The organism is Aggregatibacter sp., from assembly GCF_057314075.1.
In genome coordinates, this window is record NZ_DBHLAR010000011.1 from 111992 (window position 1) to 128535 (window position 16544).

Annotated in this window: 12 protein-coding genes; 9 read left to right on the forward strand and 3 right to left on the reverse strand. The window is 44.8% G+C overall.

Annotated features, from left to right (window positions below; genetic code table 11):
* Positions 1–231: 231 nt before the first annotated feature.
* From ACO5E4_RS08030 to lptD, 5 genes are all read left to right on the forward strand, one after another.
* Positions 232–1278 (forward strand): extracellular solute-binding protein, encoded by a 1047-nt coding sequence (locus ACO5E4_RS08030; RefSeq protein ID WP_485862670.1) that lies wholly within the window; start codon positions 232–234, stop codon positions 1276–1278.
* A 275-nt stretch (positions 1279–1553) separates the two neighbouring features.
* Complete coding sequence (tal, locus tag ACO5E4_RS08035; protein WP_032998029.1) at positions 1554–2507, forward strand: transaldolase; 954 nt, start codon at positions 1554–1556, stop codon at positions 2505–2507.
* 128 nt (positions 2508–2635) lie between these two features.
* On the forward strand, positions 2636–4633 hold the full coding sequence (gene tkt / locus ACO5E4_RS08040) for a transketolase (protein WP_485862671.1): 1998 nt from the start codon (positions 2636–2638) through the stop codon (positions 4631–4633).
* A gap of 191 nt (positions 4634–4824) precedes the next feature.
* The gene (locus ACO5E4_RS08045; RefSeq protein ID WP_485862672.1) at positions 4825–5385 is read left to right on the forward strand and encodes a DNA-3-methyladenine glycosylase I; all 561 of its coding nucleotides are present in this window, start codon (positions 4825–4827) and stop codon (positions 5383–5385) included.
* 66 nt (positions 5386–5451) lie between these two features.
* Positions 5452–7797, forward strand: a complete 2346-nt coding sequence (gene lptD / locus ACO5E4_RS08050) for an LPS assembly protein LptD (RefSeq protein WP_485862673.1) — start codon at positions 5452–5454, stop codon at positions 7795–7797.
* A gap of 89 nt (positions 7798–7886) precedes the next feature.
* Here the strand turns inward: lptD and murQ are convergent, their stop codons facing one another.
* Together murQ and ACO5E4_RS08060 are read right to left on the reverse strand one after the other, a co-directional pair.
* Complete coding sequence (gene murQ, locus ACO5E4_RS08055; RefSeq protein ID WP_485862674.1) at positions 7887–8801, reverse strand: N-acetylmuramic acid 6-phosphate etherase; 915 nt, start codon at positions 8799–8801, stop codon at positions 7887–7889.
* On the reverse strand, positions 8798–9928 hold the full coding sequence (locus tag ACO5E4_RS08060) for an anhydro-N-acetylmuramic acid kinase (protein WP_485862675.1): 1131 nt from the start codon (positions 9926–9928) through the stop codon (positions 8798–8800). The genes murQ and ACO5E4_RS08060 overlap by 4 nt, the downstream gene beginning before the upstream one ends.
* A gap of 82 nt (positions 9929–10010) precedes the next feature.
* On the opposite strand from ACO5E4_RS08060, the gene glmU reads away from it, so the two are divergent.
* On the forward strand, positions 10011–11378 hold the full coding sequence (gene glmU, locus ACO5E4_RS08065) for a bifunctional UDP-N-acetylglucosamine diphosphorylase/glucosamine-1-phosphate N-acetyltransferase GlmU (RefSeq protein ID WP_485862676.1): 1368 nt from the start codon (positions 10011–10013) through the stop codon (positions 11376–11378).
* A gap of 531 nt (positions 11379–11909) precedes the next feature.
* Entirely contained in the window at positions 11910–13238 is a 1329-nt protein-coding gene (gene brnQ / locus ACO5E4_RS08070) for a branched-chain amino acid transport system II carrier protein (protein ID WP_485862677.1), read from the forward strand.
* Positions 13239–13349: 111 nt separating this feature from the next.
* Here brnQ and ACO5E4_RS08075 read toward each other — a convergent pair whose 3' ends face one another.
* Positions 13350–14630, reverse strand: coding sequence for an O-acetylhomoserine aminocarboxypropyltransferase/cysteine synthase family protein (locus ACO5E4_RS08075; RefSeq protein WP_485862678.1), 1281 nt, complete (start codon positions 14628–14630; stop codon positions 13350–13352).
* A 197-nt stretch (positions 14631–14827) separates the two neighbouring features.
* On the opposite strand from ACO5E4_RS08075, the gene ACO5E4_RS08080 reads away from it, so the two are divergent.
* Entirely contained in the window at positions 14828–15358 is a 531-nt protein-coding gene (locus ACO5E4_RS08080; RefSeq protein ID WP_485862679.1) for a DUF1190 domain-containing protein, read from the forward strand.
* Between the two features lie 2 nt (positions 15359–15360).
* Entirely contained in the window at positions 15361–16542 is a 1182-nt protein-coding gene (locus tag ACO5E4_RS08085; RefSeq protein WP_485862680.1) for a glutathionylspermidine synthase family protein, read from the forward strand.
* The last annotated feature ends 2 nt before the right edge of the window (positions 16543–16544 follow it).

Below are 16544 nucleotides of genomic sequence, written 5' to 3' on the forward strand. Positions count from 1 at the left end.
ATTTTGACCGTTGGTTACGCCATTGAGTCAGCCTAAGTGCGGTAAGAATCTGCAATGTTTTACATAAAAATACGCTGAAAAATCACCGCACTTTATTCCATAAAAATTCACCGTGTTTGCCCGAAAGCACGGGACAAGTGTTTAAAATCTGCTATACTGCCCGCCGAGTTTTTACTCAGTTCCTTTATGAAATTTAACCACTCGCTATTGTTAGCTTTGGAGGACAATAAATTGAAAAATTTGTTTGCAAAAACGCTTAAATCTCTCGGCTTGACGCTGACTCTCCTTTCCACCACCGCTTTTGCGCAAGAAAAACTCTACGTTTATAACTGGACCGATTACGTCCCTTCCAACCTCGTTGCCGAATTTACCAAAGAAACCGGTATTGAAGTGATTTATTCCACGTTTGAAAGCAACGAAGAAATGTATGCCAAACTCAAACTGATTTCTGACAATGCCGGTTATGACTTGGTGTTTCCGTCAAGCTATTATGTGAACAAAATGGCAAAAGACGGTATGTTGCAAAAGCTCGATCACAGTAAGTTAAGCAATTTCAAACAAATTCCGGACAATTTATTGCATAAAGACTTCGACCCGAACAACGAGTATTCCTTGCCTTATGTTTATGGTTTGACCGGTCTTGCGGTGAACTCGGAAGACATTGACCCGAGCACCATCACCAGCTGGGCAGATTTATGGAAACCGGAATATAAAGGCAAAGTATTGCTGACCAGTGACGCGCGTGAAGTTTTTCATATTGCGTTGTTGTTAGACGGCAAATCACCGAATACGACTAACGAAGAAGAGATTAAAGCGGCTTATGAACGTTTGGTGAAACTTCTGCCGAATGTGGCGGTGTTTAACTCTGACTCGCCGGAAGTGCCTTATGTGCAAGGCGAGGTGTCATTAGGCATGATTTGGAATGGTTCCGGCTATTTGGCGCATAAAGAAAACGACAAAATTGCTTTTGTGTATCCGAAAGAAGGCGCGATTTTCTGGATGGATAATTATGCGATTCCCAAAAGCGCAAAAAATGTGGAAAATGCCTATAAATTCATCGATTTCCTATTACGTCCTGAAAATGCCAAAGTGGTGTTGGAACGATTGGGTTATTCCATGCCAAATAATGGGGTGAAAGCCTTGTTGGAACCGGCCATGGCGGAAAATCCAACGCTCTTCCCACCGGCTGAAGAAGTAGAAAAAGGCATTATCCAAAGCGATGTAGGATCTGCGGTGGATATTTATGAAAAATATTGGAATCAATTAAAAACCAATTAATTTCTATTCTGCCAACAAATACATGAAAAACGACCCGCACTTAATATATAAAGTGCGGGTCGTTTTTTACTTAAGTTATCAAATGATAAAAATCTACAGGACTAACATTTATTTTATAAGATGAAACCTATTGATTTCATTATATGATAGGGTGTCTTAAAAGTTGCTTTCTGAACTAAGTGGGGGTATATTCCTAGTGCTTTTTGGCTATGCGCAAAGATAGCTATCTTAATGATTCAACGCGTTTTTCCACTCTCCAAATAAAGGAATACATTATGACTAACCAGTTAGATTCTCTCCGCGAACTTACCGTTGTTGTTGCCGATACCGGCGACATTGATGCCATTCGTCAATATAAACCTGAAGATGCCACGACAAATCCATCTTTGATTTTGAGTGCAGCAGCGCTACCACAATATGCCGCGTTAATTGATGAGGCGATTGCTTATGGTAAACAACAAAGTCAAGACAAAGCACAGCAACTTGTTGATGCGGAAGATAAATTGGCGGTCAACATTGGTTTGGAAATCTTAAAATTAGTACCGGGCCGCGTTTCTACGGAAGTGGATGCTCGTCTTTCTTATGACACCGAGGCGACCGTTGCAAAAGCAAGAAAACTGATTGCGTTGTATGAAGCGGCAGGCATTAATAAAAATCGTATTTTGATTAAAATCGCCTCTACATGGCAAGGTATCCGTGCTGCGGAAATCTTAGAAAAAGAAGGCATCAACTGTAACCTCACCTTATTATTCTCCGAAGCGCAAGCACGCGCTTGTGCAGAAGCCGGTGTTTATTTGATCTCACCATTTGTGGGCCGTATTTTAGACTGGTATAAAGCCAACACCGATAAAAAAGAATATGCGCCGGCAGAAGATCCGGGCGTGATTTCTGTGACCAAAATTTACAATTACTACAAACAATATGGCTATAAAACCGTGGTGATGGGCGCCAGTTTCCGTAACGTGGGCGAAATCATTGAATTAGCCGGTTGCGACCGTTTAACCATTGCTCCGCCACTATTAAAAGCACTACACGAAACACCAAATGCGGTAGTGAGAAAACTGGGTTTCCAAGGCGAAGTACAAGCCAAACCGCAACCATTAACCGAAGCTGAATTCTATTGGCAACATAACAGTGATGCCATGGCAGTGGAAAAACTGGCCGAGGGTATTCGTAAATTTGCCGTTGACCAAGGCAAATTAGAAGAGATGTTACTGTCTAAATGGTAATGGTTTATTAGTTATGTATTAAGCAAAGTGCGGTGGACATTTTCCGTGTTTAAAAACGCTGAAAAATCTGACCGCACTTTTTTATGAGCACACCCTATTTTGTCAATTTATCTCAATCAGGAGGCACAATGTCAACTCGTCAACAACTCGCCAATGCCATTCGCTTTTTAAGTATGGATGCGGTGCAAAAAGCCAAATCCGGTCACCCGGGTGCACCGATGGGCATGGCGGATATCGCCGAAGTCTTATGGCGTGATTTTTTACATCACAACCCAATCAACCCGCAATGGGCTAACCGCGACCGTTTCGTATTATCTAACGGCCACGGTTCTATGCTGATTTACAGCTTGTTACATTTAAGCGGTTACGATGTATCCATTGAAGATTTAAAACAATTCCGTCAATTACATTCCAAAACACCGGGCCACCCAGAGTTTGGTTATACTCCGGGCGTTGAAACCACCACTGGTCCACTAGGTCAAGGTATCACCAATGCGGTGGGTATGGCGATTGCAGAGAAAACCCTTGCAGGCCAATTTAACCGTGACGGCCACAACATCGTGGATCATCACACTTATGTTTTCTTGGGTGATGGCTGTTTAATGGAAGGGATTTCCCACGAGGCTTGCTCTTTAGCGGGGACGTTAGGTTTAGGTAAATTAATTGCGTTCTATGATGACAATAACATTTCCATTGACGGCCATGTTGACGGTTGGTTTACCGATGATACACAAAAACGCTTTGAAGCTTACGGCTGGCAAGTAATTCCGGCAATCGACGGTCACAACCCGACACAAATTATTGAGGCGATTAAACAAGCGCAAGCGGAAACCAACAAACCGACCTTAATTATTTGTAAAACCATTATCGGTTTCGGTTCCCCGAATAAATCTAACTCTCACGATTGCCACGGCGCACCATTAGGTGATGAAGAAATCGCATTAACCCGTAAAGCACTAAACTGGAATTACGCCCCGTTTGAGATCCCGTCCGATATTTATGCACAATGGGATGCAAAAGCGAAAGGCGCGGAATTAGAAAAAGCATGGCATGAAAAATTCGCTGCCTATGCGAAAGCTTATCCGGAATTAGCCGCTGAATTTACCCGTCGTATCGAGAAAAAATTGCCGGCTGATTGGGCAAGAGAATCTCAAGCCTTCATTGACCATTTACAAGCGAATCCGGCAAGCATTGCCAGCCGTAAAGCATCACAAAATGCCATCGAAGCTTACGCGAAAGTGTTACCGGAATTACTCGGCGGTTCTGCCGACTTGGCAAGCTCCAACCTCACCCTTTGGTCCGGTTCTAAACCGATTCGCGCGACTCAAAACGTAGATGGCAACTACCTCAACTACGGCGTACGTGAGTTCGGTATGGCGGCAATCATGAACGGTATTGCGCTTCACGGCGGTTTCATTCCTTATGGCGCAACCTTCTTAATGTTTATGGAATATGCCCATAACGCGATTCGCATGGCGGCATTAATGAAACAACGCAGCTTATTCGTGTTCACACATGATTCCATCGGTTTAGGCGAAGACGGTCCAACCCACCAACCGGTTGAACAAACCTCCGCATTACGCTTAATCCCGAACTTGAACACATGGCGCCCTTGCGACCAAGTAGAATCTGCCATTGCTTGGAAAGCGGCGATTGAAAGAACCGATGGCCCAAGCGCATTAATTTTCACCCGTCAAAACTTGGCACAAATGGACCGCACTTCTGAGCAATTAGCTAACGTGGCGCGCGGTGCTTATGTATTAAAAGACTGCACTGGCACGCCGGATCTGATTTTCATTGCGACCGGCTCTGAAGTGGAATTGGCAGTGAAAGCCGCAGAACAATTAACCGCAGAAGGCAAAAAAATCCGTGTGGTTTCTATGCCAAGCACGAACGTGTTCGACAAACAAGACGAGGCTTATCGCGAAGCCGTATTGCCAAGTGCGGTGACTAAACGTGTGGCTGTTGAAGCAGGTATTGCCGACTTCTGGTACAAATACGTGGGTTTCAACGGTCGTATCGTTGGTATGCACAGTTTCGGTGAATCCGCACCGGCAGACCAATTGTTCAAACTCTTTGGTTTCACTGTCGATAACGTGGTGGCTAAAGCGAAAGAAATTCTTTAATTTCAGACCGCACTTTAAACAAAAAAACCACCTCTGTATAAGGTGGTTTTTTCTTATAATTCAAATCAATGAAATGAATGACCAGTCGTTTCTTTCAGAATTTTTATTCTAGCCAGGTTTTATGTCTTTAAAAGAATGATTAGACCTTTTTTGAGAGGTAATATGAGGCAAAAGAAATAAAGGGAGGAGGTATGATAAAACGTTGTGCTTGGTCGGAGGAGTTGCCAATTTATCGGGATTATCATGATAACGAGTGGGGCAATCCACAATTTGATGAGCAGAAATTATTTGAAAAGCTATGTTTGGAAGGTCAGCAAGCGGGGTTGTCTTGGATTACGATTTTGAAAAAGCGAGAAAATTATCGAAACGCTTTTTTTCAATTTGATCCGGAAAAAGTTGCCCAAATGACAGCTGAAGATATTGATCAATGTATGCAAAATCCGGGATTGATTCGTTACCGGGCAAAGCTAGAAGCCATTGTTAAAAATGCGCAGGCATTTCTTGCCATGAAAAAGTGCGGTGAGAATTTCAGTGATTTTATTTGGTCTTTTGTGAACCATCAGCCGCAAATGAATGATGTCCCCGATCTTTCGGTTGTTCCGGCGCAAACGCCGACGTCTATTGAAATGTCAAAAGCGTTAAAAAAACGCGGTTTTGTGTTTGTCGGTCCAACCACCTGTTATGCCTTTATGCAATCCATGGGATTGGTGAATGATCACTGGAATCAATGCCACTGTAAATCGCCGGATTAAACAGTGCGATCCCCCTTATTTTCCCGTATAATCACGCCATTATTTGGCTAGAAAAATGGTTGTCCAATGAAGAAAAATGCTTATACCTTAATTTCACTGTCAATTTTGACCGCACTTTATAGCGCAACAAGTGCCGCCGATTTAGCAAAACAATGTTTATCCGGCGTACCGCACTTTAGCGGTGAGGCGGTGTCCGAAAATCCAAATGATTTGCCGATTTACATCGAGGCAGACAGTGCGGAAATCAACCAATCTAACGGCGGTGTTTATAAAGGCAACGTAGATATCAAGCAAGGCGTTCGCCATTTGCAATCTGCGGAAGTGGAGATTCAACAGACAGGTACAGGCGATAACGTACAACGTTATGCGTTTGCGCGTGGCGGTTTTGATTACCGGGACAACCAAATTAATCTTTTGGGTGACGATGCGAAAGTGCATTTAAACAACAAAGATACGGATATTCAAAATGCCAATTATCAATTAGTGGATCGCCAAGGCCGTGGCGCGGCAGAAAGTGTAGAATTGCGTGATGACTATCGTGTGATGAAAAATGCCACCTTTACCTCTTGTTTGCCGGACGATAATTCTTGGTCTATTTACGCCAATGAAATGCGCCAACATGTAAAAGAAGAATATGCGGAAATGTGGCATGCCCGTTTACGCGTACATGGCGTGCCGGTATTTTATACACCGTATTTACAGCTTCCAATTGGCGATCGCCGTCGTTCCGGTTTACTTGTGCCGGTTGTGGGACATTCCAGCCGTGACGGTTATTTCTATGCCCAGCCGGTGTATTGGAATATTGCGCCGAATTTTGATGCCACGATTGCGCCAAAATATATGTCTCGCCGTGGTTGGCAAGTCAACGGTGAATTTCGTTATCTTAGTGCCTTGGGTGAAGGGCAAATTGCCGGTGAATATTTGAATGATGACCGCTTAAGTGATTACGTCAGCGATAATCGTAAACGTCATTTATTCCATTGGAAACACAATGCAGCGTTTGCACAGGATTGGCGCTTAGATATTGATTACACCAAAGTGAGTGATAAACGTTATTTTACCGATATTGATTCCAACTATGGTAGCAGCACCGACGGCTATACGAATCAAATCGCGCGTTTAGCCTATTATCAACCGAACTACAATATTGCCCTTTCCGCCAAACAATTTCAAATTTTTGATGAAGTAGATGTTGGGCCTTATCGTGCGTTACCGCAAATTGACTTCAATTATTACCAGAACGGTTTGCTTGACGATAAACTCGATTTTAAACTCTTTTCTCAAGCAGTACGCTTTGATAATGACAGTGCAAGCATGCCAAAAGCGTGGCGTTTCCACCTTGAGCCAAGTTTAAATAGTACGTTGTCAAATCGTTACGGTAGCGCAAATTTTGAAACTAAATTATATGCGACCCATTACCAACAAAAGCAGGGTAACGCAGCGGACGCCGAGGATGTTGAAGATCATGTGACTCGCGTGATCCCACAATTTAAAGCGGATTTCCAAACCGTATTGGCGAGCAATAAGAGTTTCTTAGACGGCTACACACAAACCCTTGAGCCGCGTGTGCAATATTTGTATCGCCCTTATAAAAACCAAAGCAATATCGGCTCGAAACAAAATTCAGAGTATCTTGGCTTTGGATACGATTCTTCATTATTGCAACAAGACTATTTCTCTTTGTTCCGCGACCGCCGTTATAGCGGTTTAGACCGTATCGCGTCGGTGAACCAAGTGACGGTTGGTGGAACAATGCGTTTCTTTGATGAAAACAAAGAAGAGCGTTTTAATGTTGCCGCCGGACAAACCTATTATTTAGAATCTTCACGCATTGACGATGATCCACGTAATAAAACCTCCGGCTTATCTTCTTCTTGGGCGGTTGAGTCTAACTGGAAGATTGATGAACAATGGCACTGGCGTGCGAGTTTTCAATACGACCAACAGTTAGAACAAATTTCTTTGGCAAATACCGGCATCGAATTTAATCCAACGAACCATAATGTTATTCAGTTAAATTATCGTTATGTAAGTCGAGAATATATCGATCAAAACTTAACATCCAATGCTCAAGGCTACAATCAAGACATTAATCAGTTAGGGATTCAATTCGGTTGGGAATTAACGGATAACTGGGCAATCGTTGGGCGTTATTACCAAGATCTTTCTTTGCAAAAACCGGTAGAACAATACCTTGGTCTGCAATATAACACGTGCTGTTGGAGTGTTGGTGTGGGAGCAAGACGTTATGTCACAAGCCGTCAAAATCAAAGAAACGATGATATTTTTTATGATAATGCCATCGGCGTGACCTTTGAATTACGTGGTTTCGGCAATGATCACCAAAGCGGTATCGAAAATATGATGAGACGCGGCAAATTGCCTTATCTACAAGCGTTCAGCTTATATTAACCGTATGAGATAAATAAAAAACGTGAGCCATAAGCTCACGTTTTTCATTTTTAGATGGTATTAAAGTGCGGTCGTTTTTCTCTGTGTTTTTACGTTGCCAGAGCGCTCTGTAATCGCCCTTTGTTCTGCGCTAAAACAGTTTCTGCCTGCGCTTTATCTAATCCGCTCAACAGTATCATAATCGCTAATTTTGCATTGCCATTGGTGGTGTGTAAGGTTTGTTCGGCGGTAGTTTGGTCGCAATCAGTGGCTTGCATGACGATACGAATGGCGCGCGCTTTGAGTTTTTGGTTAGTGGCTTGTACGTCCACCATGAGATTTTGATAGCACTTGCCGAGACGAATCATGGCAGCGGTGGTGAGCATATTCAGCACCATTTTTTGCGCTGTACCGGATTTTAAACGGCTGGAACCGGTGAGCGCTTCAGGACCGACCGCAGTGGTGATGGCAATGTCTGCGATCTCGCTCATGATAGCGTTTGGGTTGCTGACCAAAGAAACCGTGGTAGCGCCGAGCTGTTTGGCATACTGCAATCCGCCGATGACATAAGGTGTACGTCCACTGGCTGCAATCCCAACCAACACATCTTTGCGACTAAAATGAATGTGACGTAAATCCTGTTCACCTGCTTCGCGATTATCTTCTGCCCCTTCTACGGCGTTGCGTAAGGCGGTTTCGCCACCGGCAATTAATCCCACGACCATGCTTGATGGCACGCCAAACGTTGGCGGACATTCAGATGCATCGAGTACGCCAAGGCGGCCGCTGGTGCCGGCACCCATATAAACCAAGCGTCCGCCGGACTGAAATGCCGCTACGATGTGTTCTACTGCCTGTGCGATTCGTGGCAGATTTTTCTCCACGGCGAAGGCCACTTGTTTGTCTTCATGATTTAACAGCGTGACAACCTCTAACGATGACAAGGCATCAATGTGCAAGGTGTTTGGATTGCGTTGTTCGCTTAACATCGTTTCAAGCGTTTTTAATAAATTGTGTTCGCTCATGCCTGTTTCTCCGCAGGAAAAATTGCGCCTAAACTGACTGCCCGTTGGGCGCCTGTCACACTTGGCAAATTAGACGGTTGGTTGTGTAAACGACGATAGGCAAGCCAAGCAAAGGCAGCGGCTTCCACATAGTCTGCATCCAAGCCTTCATCATTGGTCGGGCGGCATTGCCATTGCGGTAATAGCGCTTGTAATCGCGCCATCAGCAAGCCGTTTTTTGTACCACCGCCGCAGACCAATACACGGCGTGGTAATGACGTTTCAAGTTGATTTAATGCGATTACAATGCTTTGTGCGGTAAATTCTAACAAGGTTGCTTGTACGTCTTGTGGTGGTATCTCGCCTAAAAGTGCGGTGGTTTTTTTTAATGTTTTTTCAAGCCAAGCAAGATTGAATAACTCACGCCCGGTACTTTTTGGCGGAGGTAGTTGGAAATAAGGATCTTTCAGCATCTCCGCCAATAATTCTGAACGCACTTTGCCACTACGCGCCCATTGCCCGTCAGTATCATAAGATTTTCCTAGATGGCGTTCGATCCAAGCGTCCATCAGCGCATTGCCTACGCCAGTGTCGTAGCCAATAATCGGTTGATGGGGAAAGAGGATGGAAATATTACTGATACCGCCAATATTCAGCACCACCGTCGCCCAGTTGTCATCATAAAACCACGCTTGATGAAACGCCGGCACTAACGGCGCGCCTTGCCCGCCAAATGCCATATCTTTACGACGGAAATCTCCAATAACATCAATACCGGTGAGGGCGGCAAGCAGATTCATGTCGCCTAATTGCATGGTGAACGGAAAATTACCTTGTGGCGCATGCCAAACAGTTTGTCCGTGGCAACCGATAGCGCGAATTTGCTGTGGTTGCAGTTGGTGACGGGTGAGAAAATGATTAACCGCCTCAGCGTAAAGTAAGGCTAAGCGCTGATCTAATTCGCCCAGCTGCTGCAAGGTGGCGCTGCCTTGAGAAATTAATTGCAATAAATCTTGCCGCAAATCTGCCGGCATCGGGGTGAATTGTGCTGCGATAAATTGCGTTTTTTCGCCAAATGTCATCAGCGCGATATCTACACCGTCCAAACTGGTGCCGGACATGATGCCGAGATAATATTCTTGTTGCATGGCGGCTTATCCTTAACTTAACTCGAAATGGCAAGAATGATATACTAGCGCGCAATTTTTAGCGAACAAAAGAGACATTTTTATGACAACTCAAGCACTCAGCGTCGTCATTTTGGCGGCCGGCAAAGGCACCCGCATGTATTCCGATTTACCCAAAGTCTTACATCCGATTGCGGGCAAACCGATGGTAAAACACGTTATCGATACGGCGAAACAACTTGGCGCGCGCAATATTCATTTGGTTTACGGACACGGTGGCGATTTGATGCAACAACGCTTAGCCAACGAACCTGTCAACTGGGTTTTGCAAACAGAACAGCTCGGCACAGGCCATGCCATGCAACAGGCCGCACCGTTTTTTGCGGATGATGAAAATATTTTGATGGTGTACGGCGATGGACCGATGATCACGCCTGAAACCTTGCAAAAGTTGATTAATGCCAAGCCTGAAAATGGCGTTGCTGTTTTAACGGTGGTATTGAATAACCCAACAGGATATGGCCGAATTTTACGTGAAAACGGTAAAGTCGTTGGCATTGTGGAGCAAAAAGATGCCTCACCGGAACAACGGGAGATTCGTGAGATCAATACGGGGGTTTTGGTTGCTGACGGCGCGAGTTTTAAAAAATGGCTTGCTCAGTTAGACAATAATAATGCGCAAGGCGAGTATTACATTACAGATGTCATTGGGCTAGCAAATCGTGATGGGCGTGCTGTTGTTGCAGTACAAGCTGAGGATTTTATGGAAGTTGAAGGTATTAATAACCGTCAACAATTAGCGCGCATGGAGCGTTATTTTCAGCGTAAACAAGCGGATAAACTGATGTTGGCAGGCGTGATGTTGTTAGATCCTGAGCGTTTTGATTTGCGTGGCAACTTGACTCACGGCAAAGATGTTGAAATTGATGTTAACGTGATTTTAAACGGCGAAGTGCGGTTGGGAAATCGGGTGAAAATCGGTGCCGGTTGTGTGCTGACAAACTGTGACATCGGCGATGACGTAGAAATTAAACCGTATTCCGTACTTGAAGATGCTACCGTGGGTGCCAAGGCGGCTATCGGTCCATTCTCCCGCTTGCGTCCGGGCGCAGAACTGGCAGAAAACACCCATGTGGGCAACTTTGTGGAAATTAAAAAAGCACAAATCGGCAAGGGATCCAAAGTGAACCACTTAACCTATGTGGGCGATGCGGAAATTGGTCAAAATTGTAATATCGGTGCAGGCGTGATTACCTGTAACTACGATGGTGCCAATAAATTTAAAACCACTATTGGTGATAACGTCTTTGTCGGCTCCGATAGCCAACTTATTGCGCCGGTGACGATTGAAAGCGGTGCAACAATTGGCGCTGGTTCCACCATCCGTTACGATGTTAAACGCGACGAACTGGTCACCACCCGTGTACCACAAAAACACGTACAAGACTGGGAAAGACCGAAGAAGAAATAGTTCGGTTTAATCTAAGTATTCACAAGAGCAATATGGCTGCGCTGTATTGCTCTTTTTTATTTATGGTATTTGAGGAATAAAGTGCGGTAGGTTTTTACGGTGTTTTTGTCAGCGAATGTACTGGGTAAAACATGCAACCTACACAAGAAAACCACCAGAATCGGTAGTTTTGATAAAAAAGTGCGGTTAAAAACGTTGATGTTTCCAACCGCACTTTACCCCGGGATGTGACCCATCGCATGACAGACATTCATTTGTCATGCACCGCTATTAAAACATTGGCAACCCATTGTTTTAGGCTGTCACCGAAATTCCCAGTAAAGAGTTTGTCTCTACTTTGACATGTCTTTAGTGTACAAAAATAAAATTTAAAAACAGGGAAGCCGATCACATTTTTGAACATTAACGTCTAAAAAAACATCATTAAATGCCTATTTTCCCTCGATTACAGCGTTCTTTTCGTACAAAATTTGACGGTCTTATTTAGGGTGTTATACTCCCGCCACCTTAATTACAGAGAAGAATAAAATTATGCTAAAAAAAGCAACATTGACAGGTTTACTGTTATTTGGCATGTTTTTCGGTGCGGGAAATTTAATTTTTCCGCCAAGTCTAGGTGCCTTGTCCGGAGAGAATTTTTGGCAAGCCATTAGTGGCTTTGTGTTGTCCGGCGTGGGCATTGCCATTCTCACCTTGGTGATCGGTGCACTTAACCCGAAAGGTTATGTGTATGAAATTTCCATAAAAATTGCCCCTTGGTTTGCTACCTTATATTTGGTTGCGCTTTACCTCTCTATTGGACCGTTCTTTGCGATTCCGCGTACGGCAACGGTGGCATACGAAGTGGGTGTGGCTCCTATGTTGCCGACATCATTTAGCGCTACCGGGTTGGTTATTTTTACGGTGATTTATTTTATTGCAGCCTATTTGATTGCGTTAAATCCATCCAACATTCTCGACAGTATCGGCCGTATTTTGACCCCAATTTTCGCCCTTCTTATTGTGTTGTTAGTCACATTAGGCTTCTTCCAATATGGCGATACCACACCGTCTTCTGCTCTTAGCGACTATGCGACTTCTGCGTTTGGGACCGGATTCATTGAAGGGTATAACACCCTTGATGCCTTGGCTTCTGTAGCATTTAGCGTGGTGGCGGTACAAACCTTGAAGCAGCTCGGTTTCCGAAATAAACAGGAATATGTTTCTACGGTGTGGCTAGTGAGTCTTGTGGTGGCTTTAGGTTTTAGTTTGCTGTATATCGGTTTGGCGTATTTGGGCAACCATTTCCCTGTGCCTGCGGATGTGATGGCATCTGATGCGAACAAAGGCGTGTATATTCTTTCTCAAGCAACACAAGCGATTTTCGGGGCTAACGCGCAAATTTTCTTGGCTGTGATGGTGACCATGACCTGTTTTACCACGACAGCCGGTTTAATTGTTGCCGTTTCCGAGTTTTTCCGTGAGCGTTTCCCTCAGTTGGGTTACAAAACCTATGCTACGCTGTTTACCTTGATTGGGTTCGGTATCGCAAATTTAGGCTTGGGCGCAATTATTCAATATTCTATTCCGGTGTTGTTGGTGCTCTATCCGATCACGATTGCCATTGTTCTGTTGATTATTGTGAATAAATTTGTGGCGTTATCTAAAATCGGCATGCAACTTACGATTGCGTTGGTGACGGCAATTTCTCTTGCCGGCGTCATTGCAGATCACTATCCATTGGCATGGTTAACAGATTTTCTTCATCATTTGCCGTTTGCGGAGTATTCCCTTTCTTGGCTTACGCCGGCACTGGTGGGGATTGGGCTTTCTCTGGTGTTACCGCAGCGACAACGCAGTGAAACTTTTGAAATGGACTAATAATAGTGACGGCGAATTAAAAAGATTCGCCGTCTTTTTCTGAAAAACGTTTTTAAAATCGACCGCACTTTGGGCAATAGACTGAAAGTGCGGTCTGTTTTTTCTGTGTTTTTATTTTGCTTTTACTGCTGCAAACGCCTGTTCCATGTCGGCGAGGATGTCATCAATATGTTCTAATCCGACGCTGATACGAATTAAGTCAGAGGTGACACCTGCGCGGTTGAGCTCTTCATCGCTTAATTGGCTATGCGTGGTGGTTGCCGGGTGGCAGGCAAGAGATTTTGCATCACCGATATTTACTAACCGTAAAATCATTTTGAGTGCATCGATAAATTGGGCACCGGCTTCGCGACTGCCTTTAATACCGAAGCTTAACAAGCCGGATGCGCGTCCACCGAAATCCCGTTGAATCAATGGATTACGAGGATCTTGTGGCAATGCAGGATAGTTAACCCAAGTGACTTGCGGGTGGTTTTGCAAATATTCAGCGACTTTTAAAGCATTCTCGCAGTGGCGTTCTAAGCGTACGGAGAGCGTTTCCAGCCCTTGTAATAATATGAAAGCACTCATTGGGCTGATGACGGCACCGGTATTGCGTAAGCCGACAACCCGCACGCAACCGATAAATGCCGCGGCACCGAGTGCGTCAGCATACACAACGCCATGATAGGATTCGTCCGGCTGGGTCAGCGTTGGGAAACGTTTCGCTTGGGCTTTCCAATCAAATTTACCGCCATCAATAATCGCGCCGCCTAAGGTGGTGCCATGACCGCCCACGTATTTGGTGAGGGAATGGACAACGATATCTGCCCCTAATTCTAATGGGCGACAAATCATTGGGGTCGCAACCGTATTATCTACCACTAACGGCACGCCTGCCTGATGGGCAAAATCTGCGAATTTCGGCAAATCTATAACATCAATGGTTGGGTTACAGATGCTTTCACAGAACACCAATTTGGTTTTGGTATCGGCGAGTTTCATAATCTCTTCCGGTTTGCTAGGATCCACAAAGCGGACTTCAACACCTTTGCGTTTTAGGGTTTGGGTGAAATAGGTGACAGTGCCGCCATAAATACGGTTAGAGGAAATAATGTTATCGCCGGCTTCAGTTAAAATTTCGAGCACATAGTTAATTGCCGCCATGCCGCTTGAAGTTGCTACTGCACCGATACCGCTTTCTAAGGCGGCCATACGCTGTTCTAACACATCGGTAGTTGGATTCATTAAACGGGTATAAATATTACCCGGCACTTTTAAGTTGAATAAGTCGGCACCGTGCTGAGAATTGTTAAACGCGTAACTGGTGGTTTGATAAATGGGCACGGCCACAGCATTGGTCGTCGGGTCTGCATGGAAGCCTTGGTGTAACGCAATCGTATCAAGTTTCATAAAACATCCTATTGTTAATATCTTGTTAAGTAACTCGCAAATACTAATCCTGTGGTGTGAATAAGTCCAACCGAATTTACGATACGGTTATTTTCTTCTCCGCACTCATTGGCATAGAAACTCTGTGCTATGATATCGCGCTCTCACGCCAATGTGTTTTAGATATGATGAAAAAGAGGGAAGGTAAAACGCTTTCTATGAAAAAGAAAAACCAAATTTTAGTGACATTATCCGTGGTGGCGCTGTTAGGTGGCTGCTCGGAAGATGAAGTGCAACGGGATGTGTACAACAGTCTGGACGATTGCATCGCGGACTGGATTAGACCGGAATTATGCGAACAGGATAAATCTCAAAGCGCAAACACGGACCCTGTGGCAAATAACAATGGCAGTGTGGCGAGCAGCGAAAATAACGCGGTTGCCGGCGACAATAATGCAACGCCAACGACCACAGCCAGCGGCGATGAAGGCCCTTCTATCGGCAGCGCCATTGCGGGGGCTGCAGCAGGTTATATGATCGCCAAAGCCATGAGTGGTTTTCTAGGCCCGAGTTACAATCCCAATAACCGTGCCGTTTCAACGCCAACAGGGCAAATTATTCGACCGCAAGGCAACCATTCTGTGGGCAAGCCGGTGTTGGTTAAGGGTGGTGCCGGCAGCGCAAACAGCAAACCGATTTCGCGCGGTGGGTTTAGTAGCAGTAACACCAGTAAAAGTGGCGGTGGTTAATCATGAAACGTATCACCGGTATTCCAACCCGTCCCGACATGGTGCAACAGCTACTTGAGGTGGGCTTTGATTATTACAATCTGCCTTCTACCGATGGCTCGCATTATTGGTCGGACAATGTTGCCTACGAATTTACGTTGGCGGAAATCGACAAAATCGAAGATGCTACTAACGAATTACATGCCATGTGTATGGATTTCGTTGCCGATGAAGTGAAACAAGGCGATTACGAGCATTATCGGTTTACCGATTTACAAAAAAATCTGATCGAACAATCTTGGCGTGAAAACGCACCACACTTATATGGCCGTTTTGATTTCGGTTATGACGGCGACAATCTCAAAATGTTTGAATATAACGCCGATACGCCGACCTCTTTGCTAGAGGCAGCAGTGGTGCAATGGCAGTGGTTGGAGCAAGTGGAAGGCTTACCGAATCGTGACCAATTCAACTGGATTCACGAAGAATTGATTACCCGTTTTTCCGTACTGCAACAGCAAAGCGGTAAAACCGGTTTTCATTTTGCCGCCATGGCAGATGCCGGACGGGAAGATTGGGGCAATTTGGATTATCTTGCCGATGTGGCGTATAACGCCGGCTGGCATATCCACCGCTTGACCATTGAAGACATTGGCTACGACAACGACACGCAACAATTTGTCGATCTCAACAATCAACCCATTGAAGCGTTGTTTAAATTGTATCCGTTAGAATGGATGACGACCACTGAATATGCCCCACATATGCTAAACAGCGCCACACAATTTTTTGAACCGGCATGGAAATTATTGCTGAGCAACAAAGCGCTGCTTGGAAAACTGTGGCAAAAACACCCGAACCACCCGTATTTATTGCCGACCTATTTTAATCGACATGACATAACGGATCGTAAATCCATTTGGATGAAAAAGCCGTTATTAGGGCGCGAAGGTGCCAACGTGTTTTATTATGAAAAAAGCAACGGCTTGGAGTTTGCCGCCAAAGGTAGTGAACATTCAAATTTCTATGCCAATGCCGGTTATATTTATCAACAGAAATTTGAGTTACCGAATTTTGATGGGATGTATCCGGTTATCGGTTCGTGGGTGGTAGGCGATGTGGCCTGCGGCATGGGCTTGCGGGAAGATTTCACCGCCGTCACCGGCAATGACAGCCATTTTATCCCCCATTATTTTGTGGAATAAAA

Excerpts from the sequence above, each read along its gene's own strand:
- tal (WP_032998029.1), top strand. The coding sequence starts at position 1,554 with ATGACTAACCAGTTAGATTCTCTCCGCGAACTTACCGTTGTTGTTGCC.
- tkt (WP_485862671.1), top strand. The coding sequence starts at position 2,636 with ATGTCAACTCGTCAACAACTCGCCAATGCCATTCGCTTTTTAAGTATG.
- ACO5E4_RS08045 (WP_485862672.1), top strand. The coding sequence starts at position 4,825 with ATGATAAAACGTTGTGCTTGGTCGGAGGAGTTGCCAATTTATCGGGAT.
- lptD (WP_485862673.1), top strand. The coding sequence starts at position 5,452 with ATGAAGAAAAATGCTTATACCTTAATTTCACTGTCAATTTTGACCGCA.
- murQ (WP_485862674.1), bottom strand. The coding sequence starts at position 8,801 with ATGAGCGAACACAATTTATTAAAAACGCTTGAAACGATGTTAAGCGAA.
- ACO5E4_RS08060 (WP_485862675.1), bottom strand. The coding sequence starts at position 9,928 with ATGCAACAAGAATATTATCTCGGCATCATGTCCGGCACCAGTTTGGAC.
- glmU (WP_485862676.1), top strand. The coding sequence starts at position 10,011 with ATGACAACTCAAGCACTCAGCGTCGTCATTTTGGCGGCCGGCAAAGGC.
- brnQ (WP_485862677.1), top strand. The coding sequence starts at position 11,910 with ATGCTAAAAAAAGCAACATTGACAGGTTTACTGTTATTTGGCATGTTT.
- ACO5E4_RS08075 (WP_485862678.1), bottom strand. The coding sequence starts at position 14,630 with ATGAAACTTGATACGATTGCGTTACACCAAGGCTTCCATGCAGACCCG.
- ACO5E4_RS08080 (WP_485862679.1), top strand. The coding sequence starts at position 14,828 with ATGAAAAAGAAAAACCAAATTTTAGTGACATTATCCGTGGTGGCGCTG.
- ACO5E4_RS08085 (WP_485862680.1), top strand. The coding sequence starts at position 15,361 with ATGAAACGTATCACCGGTATTCCAACCCGTCCCGACATGGTGCAACAG.